Here is an 18401-nt window from a genome sequence, read left to right on the forward strand (position 1 = left end):
GTCAGGCCTTTGCAAGAGCGGAGAAGTGCGTCTCGAGCGCCTCGACGGTCTTGCTCGGCAGGTTTTGCTGCATGTCGATGAGGAGATCGACGGCCTTGCGCGTGAGGATAAGTTGTTCGCGTCCCTGGGCGATCAGATGGGCGAGCAACTCACTCAGGGTCGGCTCCCCGGCGTTGTCCTTGGGCGTGAGGAGGGCGATGATTTCGTCGAGGCGAGCGATGGCGAGCCGGTTTTGATCGTTCTGGCTCTTCGCCGCCGCGAGGATATTGTGGGTTTCGGTCTCGATACGGGAGAGAGCGTCTTTCAGTTCGTCGGTCATGACGTCGTCCAATGGTTGCTGCCGCGGGGGAAACCGCCACAGGCAATCACGCCTTTGCGCGAATTCGTCTTAGAAAAATCGCGGAACGAAAAAATGAGATCCGGCGAAAGGCGCGGGGGCGCCCGCCATGGGATCGTGCGGCAAGCGCGGCGGCGGGCGCTCAGCGTCCCTTGCCGGAGCGGGGGGCGGACGCCGGCGCGCCAGCGGGACGCGCGCCGGGCGGGTGGGCAAGCGGCGGCGAGTTCGCGGAGCTGCGCGAGGGCGGTTTGCCTGAAAATATCCCCATGAGCGTCTGCTGGCGTTTCGACAAGGGATAGCGCGCGCGTTCTTGCGGCGGCGGGGCCGCCGGGAGATCCGGAGTTGGAGCCGTCGCCGGCCGCGGGGCTTCGGGGAGCGGCTTCGGAGCGGATGGCGCGTGCGACGCCTCGGGCTGGCGCGGCTTCGCCTTTTTCGGCTGAACCCGCAAAGGCGCGGGCGCATCCTTCACCGCCACCGTCGCCCGCTCAGGTTGCCCGCCAGGGCCTCTGCGGTTTTCGCCGGGCGCCCGCGCAGCGGATCCGGGCGCGGCCGTCTTCTTCTCGGCGCGCGGCATGGTCGCCGGGCGCGTTTGTGGCGCGGAGACTGTCGGTGTGTCATGCGCGCGGTCCCGGCGCTCGATGGCCGCGAGCCGCTCACGGGCGTTCGCGATTTGCGCCGCGGTCAGGATCTCGTCCACGGGGTTGCCGTCGAGATCGACGGGCGCCCGTCCGGCGAGGACGGCACGGCAATAATCGGGGCGCGTCCTGTAGCGGTCGAGAACGTAATTCAGCAGGCCGATGTCGACGTCCGGCAGCCGGGCGCGCAAATCAACGTCGACGCGATGTTTCAGGGGCGCGACGGCGGGCGCGCCCGCGCGCTTGAAGCAGGCGGGAAAGGCGGCGGCAAGCCTGTCGAGCAGTTTGGCCGCGCTGGCGCGGCGTGCGGCGACTGATGCGGCGCGTGTGGAAAGAAACTCTTGCGCATGGGCGGTTTCCCGGGGCGTGAAGACGGTCTGGACCACCTGGCCGTCGAGGTCGACGCGCGGGCGACCGGCGATAACGCCGCTCTGATAGGCGGCGGAGCGCACATAGAGCCGCAGCGCGGCGTGCAGCAGGACGGGATCGATGTCGGGCTGGCGCGCGAGAATGTCGGCGTGGATGCCGATCTTGACAGGATGCGGCACAACACCCTTGCTCTTGAAACAGCCGGGGAAGTCGCCGGCGAGTTTGTCGAGCAGCGTCGCGATGTCGCGGAAGCCTTTCTTTTTGGCCTTCTGATTGAGATCGAAGCAAGCGAGCCGTCTTTCGGCTTCGGCTTTTTCTTCCGGGGTGATGACGGCCTGGACGATCTGACCGTCGAGGTCGATGCGCGGGCGGCCGGCGATGAGGGTGCGCCAATAGTCGGGTCCGGAGGCGTAAACGCGCAGGGCGGATGTCAGGAGGACGGGATCGGTGTCGGGCCGGCGCGCCAGGACGTCGGCGTGGATGTCGAGCTTGATCGGCGAAATGTCCGGCGCCCGGTGCGGCTTGAAACAGGCGGGGAAGGCGGCGACGAGTTCGTCGAGGAGGGCGCGCACGGCGGCGTAGCCCGGCCGCTCGGCGCCCTCCGCCGCGCCGGCCGCTTGCGTTTGTTCGGCGGCGCCGCGGCCACAAGGAACGCTGGTTTGGTTGTTGTCGAAAGCCGTCATGGGATCTCGTCTCGAAAAGCAGGGTCGCCGGACCGCAATCGGGTCCAATGCAAAAGGGGCTGATTGTCGAACGCGAACGCAACCGACGCAGAACCTGAAAGACGCTCGCGGCGCGATCGCCGCTTGCGCCAGGAACTCCAGGGCCCGGCGTCAATCTGAGGCGGCAGCGATCGAGACCGGGCCCTGGAGGACCGCTCCATCGGCTTAGGGTGGGGCGGAGCGGCCGCACCCATTGTGACAAGCAGCGGCGCGAATGGGAATCGCCGTGAAGAGTTTTCCGTCATGCCGTCGCGCCGCCGCCGTTCACAACACCACGACGCGGGCGCCCTTGGCGACGCGCCGGTAAAGATCGATGACGTCGGCGTTGAGCATGCGGATGCAGCCCGACGACACGGCGCGGCCGATCGTCTCCGGTTCGTTGGTTCCATGGATGCGAAACAGCGTGTCCCTGGCGCCGGTGAAGAGGTAGAGAGCGCGCGCGCCGAGCGGATTGTTGAGGCCGCCGTCCATGTGCTGGGGCAGATCGGGGCGGCGTCCCAGCATCTCGCGCGGCGGCGTCCAGCCCGGCCAGAACGCCTTGCGGCCGATCCGCGCCTGCCCCTTCCAGGAGAACCCCTGTCGCCCAACGCCGACGCCATATTCGATGGCGCGTCCGTCGGAAAGCGACAGATAGAGCTTGCGCGCATGCGTATCGATGGTGATCGACCCCGCGGGCTGGCCGGTCGGGTCGGACACGACGCGCGCCGTCGATAGGCTGAAATCGACCTCGCCGTCGTAATCGACCGGCGTCGAGTAAGCGGGATCGGCATCGGCGGGGAGCGCCGCCACGCGCGCCCCGTCGTTCGGCCGCGCCGCCGGCGTGGCGCCATGGTCGAACCCCGGTTCTCGCGCCCGGCGACCTCGCGGAGAAGGGGGCGGCTCGTAACCGCCGTCTTGCTCGGGGTCGTTGGACCAGGGGTCGTTGTTAAGGCCCTGCGACTGGTCGAGCGGACGCGCGGGTGAAGCCGGATTGGCCGGGTAGATCGGGTAGGCGATTTGCCGGGTCGCGATACCCATACTCGTAATATTGCGCGACGGCGGGGGAGGCGGCGAGGAGCGCCCCAGCGGCGAGAAGGGCGGCGAGTGGGGGGCGAGCGGTAAACACGATCGGGCGCTCCTTATATTTTGCGAAAGCGAGCTTTTCGGCAACGCGTGGCGATCTTAAGGAGGGGAGCCCGGCCTGACCGCTCGCGACGCCGTCGCCAATCTTAGATGGGGAGCCGGCTTGAACACGACGACCCGGCGCGGCGTGACGAGGGCGGCGACGCCGGTTCTCGGATTGCGGCCGGGGCGGGCGTTCTTGCAGCGGACACGAAAGACGCCGAATTTGCGCAGCCGCACGTCCTCTCCGCGCGCCAGCGCGCAGAGGATTTCCTCGAGGACGCAATCGACCAGGGCGCTGGCGTCCTTGCGGGAAAGGCCGGGGAGGCGGGCGTAAATGGCGTGCGCGAGGTCGTCGCGCGTCAATGTGCGTTTGGAAACGGTCGCGTCCAAAATCCGATGCGGCTCTTCGCCGCCTCCTCAAAAAGCCGCCGCGGCGGCGGCCGCGACGAGAAATCAACCTTAACGCGCCGTCGCGCGCTCAACTATGGAAGCGGCTACGGCCGCGCGCGCCCAAGGCTTCGGCCACCGCCTCCCAAGTGTGATGATGGGCGGCGAGGGCGGCGGCGTGGCGCGCGGCCGGCGGCAAATGCGAAAAGAGGCGGCGCATGGCGGCCGCCCCTCCCAAGACATAGCCGGCGACGATCCGTTGTCTGGCGTCGGGCTCGCCAGGCCGGTGGAAGGGAAAGGTCTCGATCAGCTCCAACGCCAGCGGGTGCGAAACGATGCGAACGGGGCCGTCCGCCGTCGTGATCGTGGCGGGAGCGGAATGGCCGAACGCCGCCGCCGTCTCGATGGCGCGATGAAAGGCGGCGGATTCGTTGACCGAGAGCGCGAAAACCCTGGCGAGATCGTCGCCGCTCGTCCATGGCAGGCCTTTGCCGTCGGGGCTTGCGAAGTAGCGCAGCGGCGTTCCGAAGATGGATTCGGCGTGTAGCGGCTCCGCGCGCCGCCGCCCGATGTCGGCGGCCCTTGCGCGCCCCTTAAGCGTGGCCTCCGCGGCGCTGAAGGCGATGATATATTCGAATTCCCGCGCCTCGTCGCCGTCGAGGTCCGCAGCCAGTAAGGCGAAGGCGTCGCGATCCAGTTCGAAAAACCGATCGGCGCCGGCCCGTTTCTCCGTGAACCCCATGGCGCAATTTTGCGCCATGGGGCTCTTGATGCGCGACAGCCGGTCCTTCAGGCGATCGATGGCCGAAAGCACATCTTTGTGATCCTTGCCGAAGCTTTGTGCCATGATGCGGCTATCGGCGACGGCTTTGCCTTCGGCGACAGAGACGATGTCCCCCGGCGGCGGAGTTTGGGTCTCGCCCCTGTTTGCGCGCTTCTGATCGGGGGCCATTGTTTTTATTCCTTCCTGAAATCATCTGGACTGGCCGTTTCCGGTCGGCTGCCGCGAGGTTCGGGGCATCGGCCGGGGGTCGTCGAATCTGGGGGAGTCGCCGAGCCGGGTGTAGACCTTGATGAAGTGGTTGGCGTGTTGCGCCGCGTTCGCTATTGCGCCGTCGAGCGCGAGCAAGGGCTGGCTGCCTCGAAGGTCGCCGCCGAATTCGAGGATCTGCTGGCATCGACGCCAAAACGCTTCCACCGTCTTGAGCGAGTGGGAAATCGCCAGACAATTCATTTGATCAGCTTCGTAAAGGACGTGACTGCAATCCGACCTGTAGAGATGATGTGAGCCATTCGGCAAGATCGTCAGAATAAACCTGCCCACATTGCACTTGGGGATTTGCACCCAGTCTTCGGCGTTTTTGTGCCCCTCCTCGCTTCCGATTTGGTTTGGCGCGAGCGTCTGGCGCGCGAAGGCGAGGAAAATCAGAGCGGCTTCGGCGATGGCGCGTTTTTCCAGACGTTCCTCGCCCGCCTCGACGACAAGCGTGGTCATCTGCGAGTCGGGAATGCGGCCGGCGGCCGTGGCCTCCGGAACGCCCAGGGCGTCACAGCATTCGGTGAGGAAAAGCGGGTATCTGCGGCTTGACGTGTAGGGGATGTTTTTGCCGAACAAGGCCTTGAGCAGGTGGTCAAAATTGAGACTTCCCACGGCGAAGATTTCTAAGAGGCGGTCGCGGGCGTCGCGCGCAGACTCCGGGTCCGCTGTCTCGTTCGGCTCGGCTTGCCCCTGGCCGACCTCGTAGCGGCCGGTTTTGTAGATTGATGGCACGACGTCGTGAAAGAGCCAGCGCTGGAAGGCGCGCGCCTCAGGCTTGTTGCTACGGGTGATCAACCTGACGAGGCCTGAGAGGTTCACGACGGCCAGTTCCTGGGGCCCGCCAAGGGTATCCACTTTTCGGACCCCCTTTTCGTCGTCGTCGAGACGCGTGAGAACCTGATTGGGATTTTTGAGATCGAGCGCCGCGCAAGCGTCGTTTGCGACGGTCCAGATCTCGTCGTCTATCTTAAAGGCGCGCACGGGGTGATCGCGAAACTTGAACTCGACCGGCAGAGAGGCCTTGTTTTCGCCGTTGGCGTTGATTTGATCTTCTGACATTTTCACGCATTCCTATTGATATCGTTGCCTTTTCCCGCATATCGCGCGTTGGCGCGAGCGGGCGTTTTTGGCCGTGTCGCGAGACCCTTCCCGGATCGAAAAAAATCTCTCGCCGGCTATTGACGAGGCTAGGCGAGGGACGCGCGAACGCGAAAGGGCGGCGTGCTGGGGCGTGGAGGGGCGTCCCGCGACGCGCGTTATGCGCGTGTGTCTTCTAAATTACGCGTTCTGAGAGCGCCTTGGGGATTTCGCGCGCGAAGGCGAAGCCTGAGCTTCTGGCACCAACGGTGCAATGGTGCATTCCCGTCTATTTTTGGTCTCCCGCTCATCTCCCGTTGATCTCCCGGAGGTGGGGCGGAGCCGGGACGGTGCTGGAACGCTTTGAGCGTGAGCCAAGCCGTGTAGAGACACGGACAAGCAAACCATATGCCAACCTTGTCGCGCTGGCAATTGGCAGCGCGATTGCGAATTCGCGCGTTCGCGCGTTCGCGGGTTTGATTCGCGCGTTCGCGCGTTCGAGGCGCAGGCTCGAGTGGAATGCAAGCGGCGAAAAATGACGAGCAGCCGATGAGAAAGAGCGGTCGCTCGGCGCGAGGTTCAGGACGGCCGAAACAGGGGATGTCAGTCGAATGGCCGAGAAGAAGGAGAAGTGGTTGGCGGTTTTGGACGGGATGGCGCGGCCGGGGAATCGGTCTTCGCTGTTTTGGTGGATGTTCGAACATCACGACGAGATCGTCGAGGCGACGGCTGGCCAGCGGATGCAGTGGAAGAGGCTGTGCGTGGAATTCGTCGCGATGGGCCTGACCGATACGTCGGGCAGGGGAGTGACGGAGGCGAATGCGCGCAAGACGTGGTGGCAGGCGCGCCGCGAAAAAGCCCGCCGGGCAGCGGCGCGCGCGGCGGATGAGGCCAAGCGGGACGCGGCGGCGGAAGCGAGGAGGAACTATCCGTCGCGCATGCCGCGTGACGTTCGACCGCTGGCGGGCGAACCGGCGCGTCATTCGAACGGGGCGGTGGTCGTCTCGGCGACGGCACGGGCGTCTCCCTCGGCGTTGCCGATCGCGGCGGCAAAACCCTGGGAGGACCCGAAGCTACCGCCCGAGCGGGCTCGGCACATGCAGGAGCAGCTGGAGAGGTTGGACCGGGAGCACGAGTGGAATGCTCGGCACGTGAAGCCGCTCAGCAAGGAGAGATACAAAGAGCTCGAACAAGAATTCGGGGTCGAAAGAGTGCAACAGCGTTTACTACTAAATCGAGCAAGAGAAGAGGGATAGACCAATGTCAACAATTGGAAATTCAACGAATGACCGCCGTCCCGTTCTACTGATCGCGGTTGGCCGGCAGAGGTGCGGGAAGACCGTCTTTCTGAATACGACTGTGCAATTTGTGCGCGCGCATGGCGGCAATATGGTGATGTGGAATGCGGATACAATGAACCGCACGCACAGTCTTTCTTTGTTTCACAGCGATGTTCTCGAGCCGGGGTCCGCCGATCCGGAGGACGTGAAGGCTTGGCTCGAGGAGCGGTTCATCGACATGGTGGAGAAACAGTATGACGCCCTGCTCGACGTCGGAGGCGGAGATACGCCGCTGGCGCGCCTCGTAGACGAGGTGCCGATCGTTTCGGAGCTGGAAGAGCGAGGCGTGCGCGTGGTGCTTGTGCATCTGATCGGCCCGGAAAGGGCGGATTTGGATTATCTCGAGCGTTTTTTGACGGAAAGCCGGCTCGCGCCGGAGGCGACAATTCTTGTGCTGAACAAAGGTTTGGTGTTGTCGGGACGATCGGACGGTGTGGCGTTCGCGGAGGTGCGGCGACACCCGGCGTTCCTGGAGGCGGTGGGCGGAGGCGCGGTGGTGGCGACGCTGCCGAGGCTTCCGTGCATGTCGCAAGTGACGGATCGCGGGCTGACCTTCGTGGAAGCGATGACCGGGATCGTGAAACCGGGACAAGCGCCGATGTCGTTTTTTGATCAGTCGCGGGTCAAGAACTGGTGGAGCCGCGAACTGCCAGGATTTTTCCTCGAAAGAATTCCGTCTCTCTGGTTGCCGGATATGCCGGCGCTTCGGGCCGAAGTGGGCGAAGCAAAAGAAGCCAGGAGCCGTCCAAGGAAAGCGGAAGCTCAGAGTGCGGAAGGATGAACAGGAGGAATGGCGAATGAGTTCGGATAGACAAGCGGTCGCGACGCAGTCGCAAAAAGTCGCAGCGGAAATATCCGCCAGCATAAAGGAGTGTGAGAAGGCGACGTTGGATTGGGGAGTACAGCCAGATCATCTGGAAGGGCGTTTTGTCGCTTCCTTGTTGACAGCCATCAGAGCTCTCGCGCGCTTGGTTGCGGCGGCGACATCGGACGTGAGGGACATTGTTCGGGGCGCCAAGGAAGCGGCGGACACCGAGATCGTGAAGCTTCGCGAGGCGAACAAGTTGGCGGCGTTGACGGTCAGGCAGGCGGAAGTCGTGCAGGAGAGGATTGTCACGAATGTTTGCAAGGACTTGAGCAGGAATCTGCTCTCGGAGTCGCAGCAATGGCTTGTTCTGACGGAAAAGAACCTCCACCGCAACAGATCTCGGATATATGCAGTGAAGATGACGCTGGCGGCGCTGGCGTTGCTGGGGGCGAGCTTTGCGTTTGGATACCAGCTTCGGGCCTGGGAGGATGAGCCGGCGGTGCAGTCGCTGGCGCGCTGCATCAAATCGCCGCTGCGAGTTGTTGTCGAGGGCGGGCAGCCGACGGGCGACTGGACGTGCAAGTTGGACACGTTGGTGCCGCGCACCTGGCGCGAGCTGCCGGCGGACATGCAGCGTCGTTGGCTGTGGCTGTGGCGGTATGTGACGGGGTGAGGCGCGGGCTTGTGGCGAACGGCGAAGATTGGGGGAGGCGCGCCTCCCCCAATCTGTTTACGTCAGGCGGCATGGAAGGCGTTCGGAGCGACCGTTACTTTACGAATTTCATGATGGCGAAGATGGCGCCGACGAGGGCGAGATTGAAGCCGAAGACCCAGCGCAGGATGTCATACTTCGCGTGAGAAATTTCGAGTCTGAGCCGCGCCTCCGTCTCGCCAATGTCGCGTTTGAGTTCGGCGACATCGGTTTTGGTGGCGACGCTTTCGCTGAAGGCGGTTTCGAGGGCTTCGGCAGAGGCGCGCGCCTGGTCCGGGGTGAATCCACCGCGCGTGAGGCGGTCGATATAGGTGAGGGGGTTGAAGAGAACCTGAGCGCTCATGGGAATGTCTCTAGCATGTTTGGGCAGGCGGCGGGAGGCTATTCGCGGCAAGAAGAAGCAGGCGTGACGGCGACGCCTGCTCCGGCTTTCGTTCAGAACGGGATCGGATGGTCGTTGTTCGCGCCGATTTGTTTCTCGATATCGATATCGGCGAAGAAGGCGTGCTCATCGATTGCCGCCCTGACGGCGCGCGCGTCGGCGAGTTCGGCGGCGATGATTTTTCGTTCGCGCGGATCGATGCAATCGTTGAGTTCGGCGCGCAGTTCTTCGATGTGGCGTTCGATGTCGTAGCTCATTTGCAATCTCCTTCGTCTCGATGACGAAGGTTGGGCACGAGCGCACGAAGGCCGGGTCGAGGATCGCTTTAGCGACCGCCGGCGGCGGCGAGCGGGGGAACCGATTTTGTCGAGGGCAAAACTTCAGGTTTTGGTCTCGACAAAATTGGGGGGACCGCTCGTCCTCGAGGCGGCCTGAGCAGCCGTATACTGGGACGTCATAGAGAGAGAGAGAAGGACGGCCCCGAAGGGGCCGTACCGCATGAGAGAGGCAAGGCCTCTCTCCGACAAAGAGGCATGCGTCGGCATGCGTGAGACTCGAGATATTGCGCGCCGCCAGCGCGCGGGAAGAACTTCGCCTCTCCGTCCTCCGCTGGAGTTTCGATATTTTGGGCGGGGGATGGGAGCGCTAGCGAAAGCGATCGTGACCGGAACGGCCGAGACGGCGCGTGCGCCGGCTCGGGGAGCGTCGCTTGCGGCGCGAGTAGAGCGCGGTTCCGATTTATCGGAATTCGCCAGAACGGCTTCAGGCGCTCACAAAGACGCATCCATAAAGACACGACTTTTCAGGCGATTTTATCATTCGCGCAATTTGAATGGAGCGTCGGCGGGCGGCGTTTTGGAATTCCGGCGGGCCGGGAGAGCGCCGACCAGGGACAGAGACGATGGGCATCTTTTATTTGAATGTAGGCTCGGTGCGGCGCTCCGCGGGGCGTCGGGCGGTGGTCGCGGCGGCGTATTGTTCACGGTCGAAATTGGATGACGAAGGCTTGGGGCGAGAAGTGGATTTTTCGAGCCTGTCGGATCTCGAGCATTCGGAAATTCTACTGCCGTTAGGGGCTCCGGATCGGTGGCTGGACCGGACGGTCTTATGGAACGAGATTGAGAATGTGGAGGAGCGCGAGAATGCGCAGCTTGCGCGGGAGATAGAGCTTGTATTGTCGAAGGATCTAGCGATTGACGAGGGGGTGAAACTTGCGCGCGAATTTTTACTTGAGCAGTTTGTCCAGCGGGGAATGATCGTCGACTTCAATATTCATCGAACGCAAGGGGCGGACGGTGCGCGACGGGGGTATGTGCAAGCGTTGTTTTCGATGCGTGAAGTTTGTGGCGAGGGGTTTGGAAAGAAACGGACGGACTGGAAGGAAACGAAACTGTTGTTGAACTGGCGGGAGCGTTGGGCGCAGCTATCGAACATACATTTGCGCGAAACCGGGCGAGATCGGATGATCGGGGCGGGTCCGAGCGCGGCGCGTGGCCGGGCGCTCGAACCGCTTCTCGGGGGGCGAGAGTATGAGGCGGAGAATCATGAACTTGGGTGGCGCAACGGCGAGCGTTTGGCGGCGGAGCCGGGATTGGCGCTGGAGGCGCTGACGCGCGAGGGAGGGACGTTCTCGCGGGGCGAATTGGCGGAATTCGTGAAGGGCAATACCGGGGGCGACGAACAATTCAAGATGGCTCTGGCGCGGGTGGAGGCGTCGGTCGATCTTGTCCGGCTGCCGGACGGAGAGGGGTTTAGCACCCGCAAGCTGATGGGAAGCGTGGCTGGCGCGGGAGCGAACGGCTCGGGTTCGGGTCGCGAAGCCGGCGCGATGGGCGGCGGCGACTCGGGTCGAACGTTGCGCGAGGCGGTGGCGCTATGGGAGGCGGCGGGGCTTCGGGTTCGCTGGGTGGGCCTAACCTATGAGCTGGCGAAGAAGTTCGAGAAGACGACGGCGATCAAGAGCGTAGCCGTTCACGGTCTCTTGGGGCGGTGGCAGAAGAAGCGAGAGTTGCTGGCGTCGAATGATGTTCTGGTGGTGAACGACGTGGCGGAGATGAGCGAAAAGCAGAAGGAGTGGATGTTGAAGGCGGCGCGGGCGGTTGCGGCGAAGCTGGTATTGGTTGACGGAGAGGAATTCGTCGAGATCGACGGCGGCGATATTGGCCTCGATGCGCAGCAGCTGGCCGCACTGGGCGGCGGGGAGAGGTCGACGGGGAAACCGAAGCGTCAACGAATGGGGCTTTGGTAAGCGGCGAGGATCAGCCGAGCGGGGGTCTTGGTTGGGCGCAGCGGCGGTAGGACGCCTTGCCTTTTTTAGGCGCGACGATTTTGACGCGGGCGTCCAGTTTGACGGGGACGCCGGCGTTTGCGGCGCGCAGGCGCAGAGCGCGGGCGCATGCGTTGCGCGGTCGCGTCTGCGGGTTGGTTTGCTTGGGCATGGCGGTCTCCTTGCTGAGCGATCTGGCGCGATGCGCTTGTGCTGTGGCCAGCGGTTCGGCGAAACGAAGGCGGGGACCGGAGGGTCCCCGCCCTGGCGCCTCATTCGAAGGCGCTGAGTTCGGCGGCGGCGGACTTGCGCTCGACGCTGGGTCCTTCGCCGGCGGGCGTGTAGGGTTTCCAATCCTCACCGGTGATTTCGACGTAGGCGGCGGCGGCTCCCTCGGCGGCGGCGAGCAGAGCGTAAGCCTGCATGGCGAGGTCGGCGGCGAATTTGCGGGCCTTTTCGGCCCGGCTTTCGAAGCCGGAGGGGGCGTCGCGATCCTCGTCGCGGTGGTCGTTGGCGAGCTTGGAAGTGAGGTCGCGGGCTTCGCTGAGTTTGTTGGTGTAGAAGCTTCCAGCGCCTTGGGCGGACGCGACGTAAGTGCCGACGATGCGCTGGAAGTGCATCTTTGTGGCGACCTCGTTGAGCGCCTCGTCGAAAGCGATCCAGGTCTGGCGGAGCATCTGCTCGTGGATGTTGCGGATGCCGGTGAAGTCGGGAACCGACAGAGCGAAGCTCTGGGCGACTTTCGCTGCGACTGCGTCGTTCGGGCAGATGAGGCGGGCGCGTTCGAGGGAGATTTCGGGACGAGCGGGCTTGTTGCGTTTCGCAGCGGACGTTTGGGGACGCTTGGTCATGATCGTGATCCTGTTCATGTGCGCCGGGGGTTCGCCGGCCCGATGCCGGTTTGTTTCCCTCGGTGCGGTCCCTGAAAGCCTGGCCTCGAACCGGGACTGCACCCGCAGCCGACGCCTCTTGGGGCGGCGGCGGAGGGCCGAAGCCTTTGCGGAGGACGGCAGGGCGGCGACTATTTTGATTCGCGATGCAAAGCGGTCCGGGCGACATAGAAAGTCCGGCGCTTGCGCCGGTCCGAAAATGGAAGCCCGGCCGCGGCGGAAAATAGTCGCCGCCCGCCGTTGCGGTCACGGTTGGCCAGGCTTAGGGACGCAACCAAACCGAGGGGACAAACCGTTGATCGGGTCCGTTTGGCGGAACCTCAGCGCACGGAGCAACAGCGGATCACAAAGACCAAACGTCGTTCCGAAACATCCCGCTGCGCGACAAGGCCGCCATTGTCCCGGCGATCGATTGCCGGCGCTTGCCGAAAGCATTGCCGACCGACGGCGGGGAAAACCCTCGCCCTGCTTCGGCCTCTGCGAAGCCGACTGATCCACCCCCACTGAACTGGTCCACCTTGAGGTATGTCTTCGGACAGGAGAGGAGGACCGTTATGCCGAGGAAGAGACCAACGCCTGAGGAGATCGTCGCGAAGTTGCGGCAGGTTGATGTGCTTGTTTCGCAGGGAAAAAGCGTCGCCGATGCGGTGCGTTCGATTGGAACGACCGAGGTAAGTTACTACCGGTGGCGCAAGGAGTTCGGCGGTCTGAAGACGGATCAGATCAAGCGGCTGAAGGAGCTTGAAGCGGAGAATGCCCGACTTCGCAAAGCGGTGTCGGATCTGACGCTTGATAAGATGATCTTGGCCGAGGCGGCGCGGGGAAACTTCTAAGCCCTTCGCGCCGCCGGGCCTGCGTTGATCACGTTCGATCCCAGTTGAAAGTGTCCGAGCGCCGGGTCTGCCATGCGCTCGGACAGCATCGCTCGACGCAGCGGCGTATTCCGGCGGGACGAGAGGATGAGGCGCCGCTGACCGCCGATATCATCGAACTTGCTCGTCAATATGGCCGGTATGGCTATCGCAAGATCGCCGAGATGCTGCGCACGAGAGCGGGCTGGGTCGTCAATGACAAGCGGGTCGAGCGCATCTGGCGGCGCGAGGGGCTGAAGGTTCCCGCTAAACAACCCAAACGAGGCCGCCTATGGCTTGCCGACGGCTCATGCCTACGTCTGCGCGCCGAACGCCCCAATCACGTCTGGTCTTACGATTTCGTTGAAGATCGCACGCATGATCGGAGAAAATATCGCATGCTGAACATTGTCGACGAGTTCACGCACGAATGTCTGGCCATCAGGATCAACCGTAAGCTCAATTCGACGGACGTCATCGACGTGCTCTCCGACCTGTTCATTCTGCGCGGCGTTCCCGAACACATTCGTTCCGACAATGGCCCAGAGTTCGTCGCCAAAGCTGTCCAGAACTGGATCGCGGCAGTCGGCGCCAGGACCGCCTACATTACGCCAGGCAGTCCTTGGGAGAACGGCTTCATCGAGAGCTTCAACGCGCGTCTGCGCGACGAACTGCTCGATGGTGAAATCTTCTACTCGCTCAACGAAGCCAGGGTGGTGATCGAGAGCTGGCGCCGGCATTACAACACCGAACGCCCGCATGGATCCTTGGGCTACAAACCGCCCGCCCCGGAGGTCTTCATTCCCGCATTCGCTGCGCGGGCGGCTACGCAACTTCAATCAGCTCCGCCGCCCGCGCTGGCCCGTAGGCCGACAATGCACTAACATCCAAATTGGACCCGTCACTGGGGGCAGATCACGACCACGGCGTTGACCCGTGATCCCGAGCGCAAAACCGCCGCTGGATCTTTGAGGGCGTTCCGACGCCGCAGCCACCATGCTCTCGCGCCGTCGAACTTTACGCGCGGATTTCGCCGGCGCGAGCGTCGAAGCCGAACGCGGCGACCGGCCCCGCATCGATGCTGCGCTCTCCAAACGACCCGGCAGGCGCGGGCGCGCCCCGGCCAAGAAGAAATTGCCGGACGATCATTGCCCCTCATTGCGGCCGATGCGCCTGCGGCGGAAGCCGCTCGATCCCCGCGAGAGACGATCATGTTGGAGGAAGCCGGAGGCTTGGAGACCCGCACCCATGGCGAGAGGATTTGCGTTCGCGCAGGGCTCGGCCGGAACCGCAAGGCATTTTCGTGGCCGGCGGTGCGAAGGGGCCCGCGCGGCGACGCATGGTTTCGACCAGTCGATAGGGCAAGCGGGAAGGCGCGCCCGATTGTCGCCATTTCCAGATGTAGATTCGACACGGGACATATTTGCGCGAAAGGAGTCTTTTGAGATCATGATCCTGCACGATGAATTGCGCGATCTCGCGAACGCGCCGGAGATATTTCCGCTGCTTCGGCTTCATATGCAGGGAGCGATGGCGGCCGTCGCCGCTCCAGGGGGCAGGCGCCATCACTACATCGAGGACGCGTCTGCGTTTCCGATGGTGGCGGTTGCAGTCCATGGTTCGGCGACGGAGCCGGTGACGCTGAATTTTTTCGCGACGCGGGGCGTCTACGAGGAGGCCGCATGGGAGTTGCGGCCCGCAGGGGAGGCGGCGCTTCGGAAAGAGATCGTAAGGCGATCGGCGGATCGCGCCGCGCAATGGACCGCGGCGCGCGCGGAGATTGCGCGTCACGATGAGGAACAACGGCTCTATGAGCAAGAGATGGAGGCGTTGCGCACCGAGGAAGCGAAGGCTGAAAGCCTTGCGCGGTTGCGGGCTGCTTTCGATCTGCCAGCAAGGAGGAGGAACTGGGGGCGACTGTCGCAGGATCTCTATTTGGTGCGAGACCGGATCGAGCGCCCGGGCGATTTGAGATATGTCGAGCGCATCGTTGTCGAATACAAGAAATCCTGGGGATTTCCGTTTTCAGAGGCGCAGATTTCGTGGTTCGACGACATTCTGCGCCGCCTGATCAAGTCGATCGTCGAATGAGGCAATTGCGTTCGAAATTCCATCCACGGCCGAGATGGGGAAACTGTCTCAACGGATGGTCGATCGGCAATTCTTCTTCGAGGTAGAGCGTTCCCTGGCAGATGACGAAGGATATGCAGGGGACGGCGTCATCCTCGTCGTTCAGCGTTCTTCTCCTTCCCTTGTCGTAGCAGCCTTTATAGCCCAGGCGCGTTCCGAACGCGTCTTCGATGTCGTCGTTTGGCTCGACGAAGATGATCGAAGAGATTGTCTTTTCGATGGGATCGATGGTCCACAATTGGCCTTGATGGACCATCGGCTCTTGGTTTTCGTGGACGCTATCGATGATGCCAATGGCCGGTTGGGCCATGTCGCTCGTGTCGGCTAGACGTTCGACGCTTTTGGTCATTTTCAAAGACGTCGATTGGGTGTGCTCGTATTTCTCGGGGAGTTGGACGCGGTCGTTCATTGCGTTCTCCTGATTTTCGCGTTTCCGGCCTGACGCGGGTTCGCGCTGGTCGGCGCGGTCGACAGAGTCCGGCCATCAAAGTGGGCTTGCACCCTGAGCCGCTTTTGGGCGGCCAGGGCCGAAGCCCTTGCGGAGGACGGCGGACCCTGGTCCGGCGTTGCCACCCCCCCCGGCCGGGCTACGAGCGCCTGACGCCGACGGGCGCGAACCGCTGCATCGGCCTTTTCTCTTTCGATTTCTTTTGGTCGATGTCTTCGCTCTCGCCGGGGCGAACCGCGATCCGTGACGCCCTGTCGACGACGGCGGCGCGTAAGCAGCGGGAAGCGGACATTCGGATCGCTCGGCTATTTGACGTAAGGCGGTTTGAGCGTTCGCGCGCAGCGATGGGAGTCTCGATGGAGGATCTCCACGAGGGCGATGCGGATGGGTTTCGATGTTTCGGGCTTTCTCTGGCTATTGCTGTTCAATATTGCGAAGGCGTCTCTGCCGTTCGTGGCGCTGGCGGTGATCGCGGCGCTGCTCGTGACGATGGCGTTCCGCGCCGCGGCGCGGAATTGGCGTCGGCGCGCGAGCTTTCGTCGAACACCGGGTCAGAGATTATAATATGTGTATATTCAATGAGTTATCTGTTGCATTGGGGGCTCTTCCGCGATAAGAAGAAGTGTTTGAATGAGGAGTTCCGATCATGCGCATCGAATTGACGCCCGGCATGACGAATGTGGTGCGGTTCCCGCTCGAACGGCGGATGAAGCCGTCATTGGATTTGCTGTGGGAGATCGCGCCGGATTCGCGCGAAGTCAGTCTGGTGATCGAGGCGTTCGGTCTCGACGACGATATCGACGGGATCCGCGATATCGCTGATCGGGAGATGGCGGACTATATCGCCAACAACATTCGGCCCGAGCCTGGCGCGCAGCGGCGGGCCGCGCTCGATGAGCTGTTGCGGCCGGCGGTGGAGCGTGCGGAGGCGGCTTGCCGGCGCGCGCATGAGGCCGCGGCCGCGGCGGTGGCGGCGCAACGATTGGTGGTAAAGGCGCAGTCGGAAGGCGGGTACTGGATGTCGCCGCTCGAAGAGCGTGCGACGGACCGGAGCAATCTGGCGGCTCGGCTATTGGTCGACGCTCATATCGCCTGCGATGAGGCCCGGGGAGCGTCGCGCGCCATCCGTCTCGCCAAGGGCGGCGAGGACTGGCGCCCGTTCGATGCGGAAGAGGAAGCGAACGCCTTGTTCTTCGGCGAAGCGCGCCCGCTGGCCGCAGGCTGACGAAGTGGAGCGAGCGTATCGGCGTAGCGCCGCCGCTCAACGAGAAAGGCGGGGAGGCGAAGCCTCCCCGATCCCATTTTCAAAACCGCCGCGTCAGGCGTATTCGCGTTGTTCGGCGTCCCGCGGTTCCGCGTCGTCACGATTGTCCGACGCCTGCGCCAGCCGCGAGAAGTCCGTGCAGATGAGATCGACTGTGTAGACGCGCTGGCCGTCGTCGCGATCGTAACTGTTCTGGCGGACGCGGCCGCGGGCGTGAACGAGGTCGCCTTTGGCGAGATGCTGCTCGACATACTTGATCGTGGCCTTAGAAAAGATCGTGATTTCATTCCAGTGGGCGTCGTCTCGCCATTCGCCGCCGGCGTCCTTGTAAGAATAATTCGAAGCGATCGAGAGGCGGAGAGTGGAGCCGACTTTCTTGATGGCGCCGAGGCGCCCGATGAGAGTGAATTCCGCAACGTTTCTCATGACTTTTCTCCTATTTTGGGCCGCAGCCCGTTGCACGGCGTTTCATGAACAGCCGGAAAGGCGGACCGGAGCCTCCGGCCTTGGCCGGAGGGCGAGCGCAGCGCTGCGCCCCGCCCGGAGCCGTGAATTTTGTTGCGCGAGGAATGGCCGCGCTCAGGGGACCCGCCGGTTACGGCGGGGTGGCGCGGGCAGGGGAAAATTCTAAGGGTCCAGGGGCCGAAGGTTCCGCCGGCGGCTGTATGAACTCGAGCCTGCAATTGGGCTTTGCGGTCAATAAGGAGGGGAAGTCGAAAACAACCCCGCGGAAGAAACAGAGAATCGGCGTCCGGCCTCGAAAGGCCGAGCGCAACAGGAAGGCGACGAGGCAGAGCATTCGATTCTGGGACGACGACGCCGCCGAAATGGCGTCGACTCCCTCATTCCTGTGACATCGCATCTCGAAGGGGCCAACGCTGTCGAACGAGCCAGCGAAGCGCGGTGGCGACGGCCGCACGCCCGCGCTAGCACGCTTCCCCAGGACGAACGACGACGCTCATCGCGGAGGAAATAGTCACGACCGACATGGCCGACGTAAATGCGGCTGCGCCGCGAGGGCACGACGAGCGCGGGACTTGGGAAGGGCTGAGCTGAGCCTGGGAATTGCAGCGGCAGGTCAACAATCGGATTGAGGCGAAGCCTCGCCGCTGTCCTCATCGGCCCATCACGCTGAACGCGACCACCCTTCCCGCACTCGCCTCGCCGTCCGGGGGCCCGGCGGCGAAGGGCGGAATGTGCGAGGGGGACAAAAGTTGTGCGCGAATGACAAGAAAAAATACGGGCAATTTTTTCTTGACAAGGATTTTGGCGTTCGCGCGTTGCGGCGCAATCTTGGGGACCTTCTGAAGCAGGAGGTTCCATGTTGCGACGGGTTGGTCGGTTCCGTCTCCGCGAGATCGACGGAAGAGGAGGCGGTCGTTCGTGTTCGATCGTCGTTTGGTTGTGGAGGTCGCTGCTGTTGGCTGGGACGGTGTTGTCTACAGCGGGCGGCGTCTGGGCGACGGGGGCGAGGGCGGATCCCGTTCCCGTCTTCGAGAAGGGTCTGCCGGAGACGGTTCATCCGACCTATCGGGAGCGGGGCGCGCCGGATTTCAAATATCCGACGGGCGGCCAAGGAACTGGGCAAGGAGGTGGTCCTGGAGGAGGTGGCGCCGGTGGAGGCGGCGGCACGGGCCTGT

General features: G+C 63.5%; 20 protein-coding genes and 2 pseudogenes. 9 read left to right on the plus strand and 13 right to left on the minus strand.

Annotated features, from left to right (window positions below; genetic code table 11):
- Window position 1: 1 nt before the first annotated feature.
- The 6 genes and pseudogenes from QZ964_RS06510 to QZ964_RS06535 form a co-directional block, all read right to left on the minus strand.
- Window positions 2-319: a hypothetical protein gene (locus tag QZ964_RS06510; protein WP_292530113.1), complete on the minus strand. Its 318-nt coding sequence runs from the start codon at window positions 317-319 to the stop codon at window positions 2-4.
- A 160-nt stretch (window positions 320-479) separates the two neighbouring features.
- Window positions 480-2024, minus strand: coding sequence for a ProQ/FINO family protein (locus QZ964_RS06515; RefSeq protein WP_292530116.1), 1545 nt, complete (start codon window positions 2022-2024; stop codon window positions 480-482).
- A gap of 303 nt (window positions 2025-2327) precedes the next feature.
- Complete coding sequence (locus tag QZ964_RS06520; protein ID WP_292530118.1) at window positions 2328-3080, minus strand: L,D-transpeptidase; 753 nt, start codon at window positions 3078-3080, stop codon at window positions 2328-2330.
- 144 nt (window positions 3081-3224) lie between these two features.
- Window positions 3225-3563: pseudogene (locus tag QZ964_RS06525) on the minus strand (integration host factor subunit alpha); the annotation flags it as partial.
- A gap of 82 nt (window positions 3564-3645) precedes the next feature.
- Window positions 3646-4506: a Rha family transcriptional regulator gene (locus QZ964_RS06530; RefSeq protein WP_292530120.1), complete on the minus strand. Its 861-nt coding sequence runs from the start codon at window positions 4504-4506 to the stop codon at window positions 3646-3648.
- A 21-nt stretch (window positions 4507-4527) separates the two neighbouring features.
- The gene (locus tag QZ964_RS06535) at window positions 4528-5652 is read right to left on the minus strand and encodes a BRO family protein (protein WP_292530122.1); all 1125 of its coding nucleotides are present in this window, start codon (window positions 5650-5652) and stop codon (window positions 4528-4530) included.
- Window positions 5653-6281: 629 nt separating this feature from the next.
- Between QZ964_RS06535 and QZ964_RS06540 the strand changes: the two genes are divergently transcribed.
- From QZ964_RS06540 to QZ964_RS06550, 3 genes are read left to right on the plus strand one after another with little or no spacing between them, the layout of a single operon-like run.
- On the plus strand, window positions 6282-6926 hold the full coding sequence (locus QZ964_RS06540) for a hypothetical protein (protein ID WP_292530124.1): 645 nt from the start codon (window positions 6282-6284) through the stop codon (window positions 6924-6926).
- Between the two features lie 4 nt (window positions 6927-6930).
- On the plus strand, window positions 6931-7791 hold the full coding sequence (locus QZ964_RS06545; protein ID WP_292530126.1) for a zeta toxin family protein: 861 nt from the start codon (window positions 6931-6933) through the stop codon (window positions 7789-7791).
- Between the two features lie 16 nt (window positions 7792-7807).
- Window positions 7808-8491 carry a hypothetical protein gene (locus QZ964_RS06550; protein WP_292530128.1) on the plus strand — a complete coding sequence of 228 codons (684 nt, stop codon included), beginning with the start codon at window positions 7808-7810 and terminating at the stop codon, window positions 8489-8491.
- A 94-nt stretch (window positions 8492-8585) separates the two neighbouring features.
- Here the strand turns inward: QZ964_RS06550 and QZ964_RS06555 are convergent, their stop codons facing one another.
- Both QZ964_RS06555 and QZ964_RS06560 read right to left on the minus strand, forming a co-directional pair.
- A complete protein-coding gene (locus QZ964_RS06555) occupies window positions 8586-8873 on the minus strand; it encodes a hypothetical protein (RefSeq protein WP_292530130.1) in 288 nt (95 codons plus the stop codon).
- 92 nt (window positions 8874-8965) lie between these two features.
- Window positions 8966-9169: a hypothetical protein gene (locus tag QZ964_RS06560; RefSeq protein ID WP_292530133.1), complete on the minus strand. Its 204-nt coding sequence runs from the start codon at window positions 9167-9169 to the stop codon at window positions 8966-8968.
- A gap of 644 nt (window positions 9170-9813) precedes the next feature.
- On the opposite strand from QZ964_RS06560, the gene QZ964_RS06565 reads away from it, so the two are divergent.
- On the plus strand, window positions 9814-11160 hold the full coding sequence (locus tag QZ964_RS06565; protein WP_292530135.1) for a MobA/MobL family protein: 1347 nt from the start codon (window positions 9814-9816) through the stop codon (window positions 11158-11160).
- Window positions 11161-11170: 10 nt separating this feature from the next.
- Here the strand turns inward: QZ964_RS06565 and QZ964_RS06570 are convergent, their stop codons facing one another.
- Window positions 11171-11350 (minus strand): hypothetical protein, encoded by a 180-nt coding sequence (locus QZ964_RS06570; protein WP_292530138.1) that lies wholly within the window; start codon window positions 11348-11350, stop codon window positions 11171-11173.
- 100 nt (window positions 11351-11450) lie between these two features.
- Complete coding sequence (locus tag QZ964_RS06575) at window positions 11451-12029, minus strand: hypothetical protein (protein WP_292530141.1); 579 nt, start codon at window positions 12027-12029, stop codon at window positions 11451-11453.
- Between the two features lie 593 nt (window positions 12030-12622).
- Between QZ964_RS06575 and QZ964_RS06580 the strand changes: the two genes are divergently transcribed.
- Window positions 12623-13803 (plus strand): IS3 family transposase gene (locus QZ964_RS06580; protein WP_292530143.1). Its coding sequence is split into 2 segments (ribosomal slippage): window positions 12623-12887 and window positions 12887-13803, totalling 1182 coding nucleotides; the frame shifts between segments, so codons are not numbered across the junction.
- Window positions 13804-13936: 133 nt separating this feature from the next.
- Here QZ964_RS06580 and QZ964_RS06585 read toward each other — a convergent pair.
- Window positions 13937-14068 (minus strand): hypothetical protein, encoded by a 132-nt coding sequence (locus tag QZ964_RS06585; protein ID WP_292530145.1) that lies wholly within the window; start codon window positions 14066-14068, stop codon window positions 13937-13939.
- Window positions 14069-14368: 300 nt separating this feature from the next.
- Between QZ964_RS06585 and QZ964_RS06590 the strand changes: the two genes are divergently transcribed.
- A complete protein-coding gene (locus tag QZ964_RS06590; RefSeq protein WP_292530148.1) occupies window positions 14369-15010 on the plus strand; it encodes a hypothetical protein in 642 nt (213 codons plus the stop codon).
- Here the strand turns inward: QZ964_RS06590 and QZ964_RS06595 are convergent.
- Window positions 14991-15458: a hypothetical protein gene (locus QZ964_RS06595; protein WP_292530149.1), complete on the minus strand. Its 468-nt coding sequence runs from the start codon at window positions 15456-15458 to the stop codon at window positions 14991-14993. The two genes, QZ964_RS06590 and QZ964_RS06595, sit on opposite strands and share 20 nt — an antisense overlap.
- Window positions 15459-15881: 423 nt before the next feature.
- Between QZ964_RS06595 and QZ964_RS06600 the strand changes: the two genes are divergently transcribed.
- Both QZ964_RS06600 and QZ964_RS06605 read left to right on the plus strand, forming a co-directional pair.
- Window positions 15882-16061: a hypothetical protein gene (locus tag QZ964_RS06600; RefSeq protein ID WP_292530151.1), complete on the plus strand. Its 180-nt coding sequence runs from the start codon at window positions 15882-15884 to the stop codon at window positions 16059-16061.
- An 82-nt stretch (window positions 16062-16143) separates the two neighbouring features.
- Entirely contained in the window at window positions 16144-16722 is a 579-nt protein-coding gene (locus QZ964_RS06605; protein WP_292530153.1) for a hypothetical protein, read from the plus strand.
- Between the two features lie 93 nt (window positions 16723-16815).
- Here QZ964_RS06605 and QZ964_RS06610 read toward each other — a convergent pair whose 3' ends face one another.
- Window positions 16816-17187, minus strand: coding sequence for a single-stranded DNA-binding protein (locus QZ964_RS06610; protein ID WP_292530156.1), 372 nt, complete (start codon window positions 17185-17187; stop codon window positions 16816-16818).
- Between the two features lie 994 nt (window positions 17188-18181).
- Here QZ964_RS06610 and QZ964_RS06615 point away from each other — a divergent pair.
- A pseudogene (locus QZ964_RS06615) lies at window positions 18182-18401 on the plus strand (hypothetical protein); the annotation flags it as partial.

Source organism: Methylocystis sp. (assembly GCF_021731785.1).
GTDB lineage: Bacteria > Pseudomonadota > Alphaproteobacteria > Rhizobiales > Beijerinckiaceae > Methylocystis.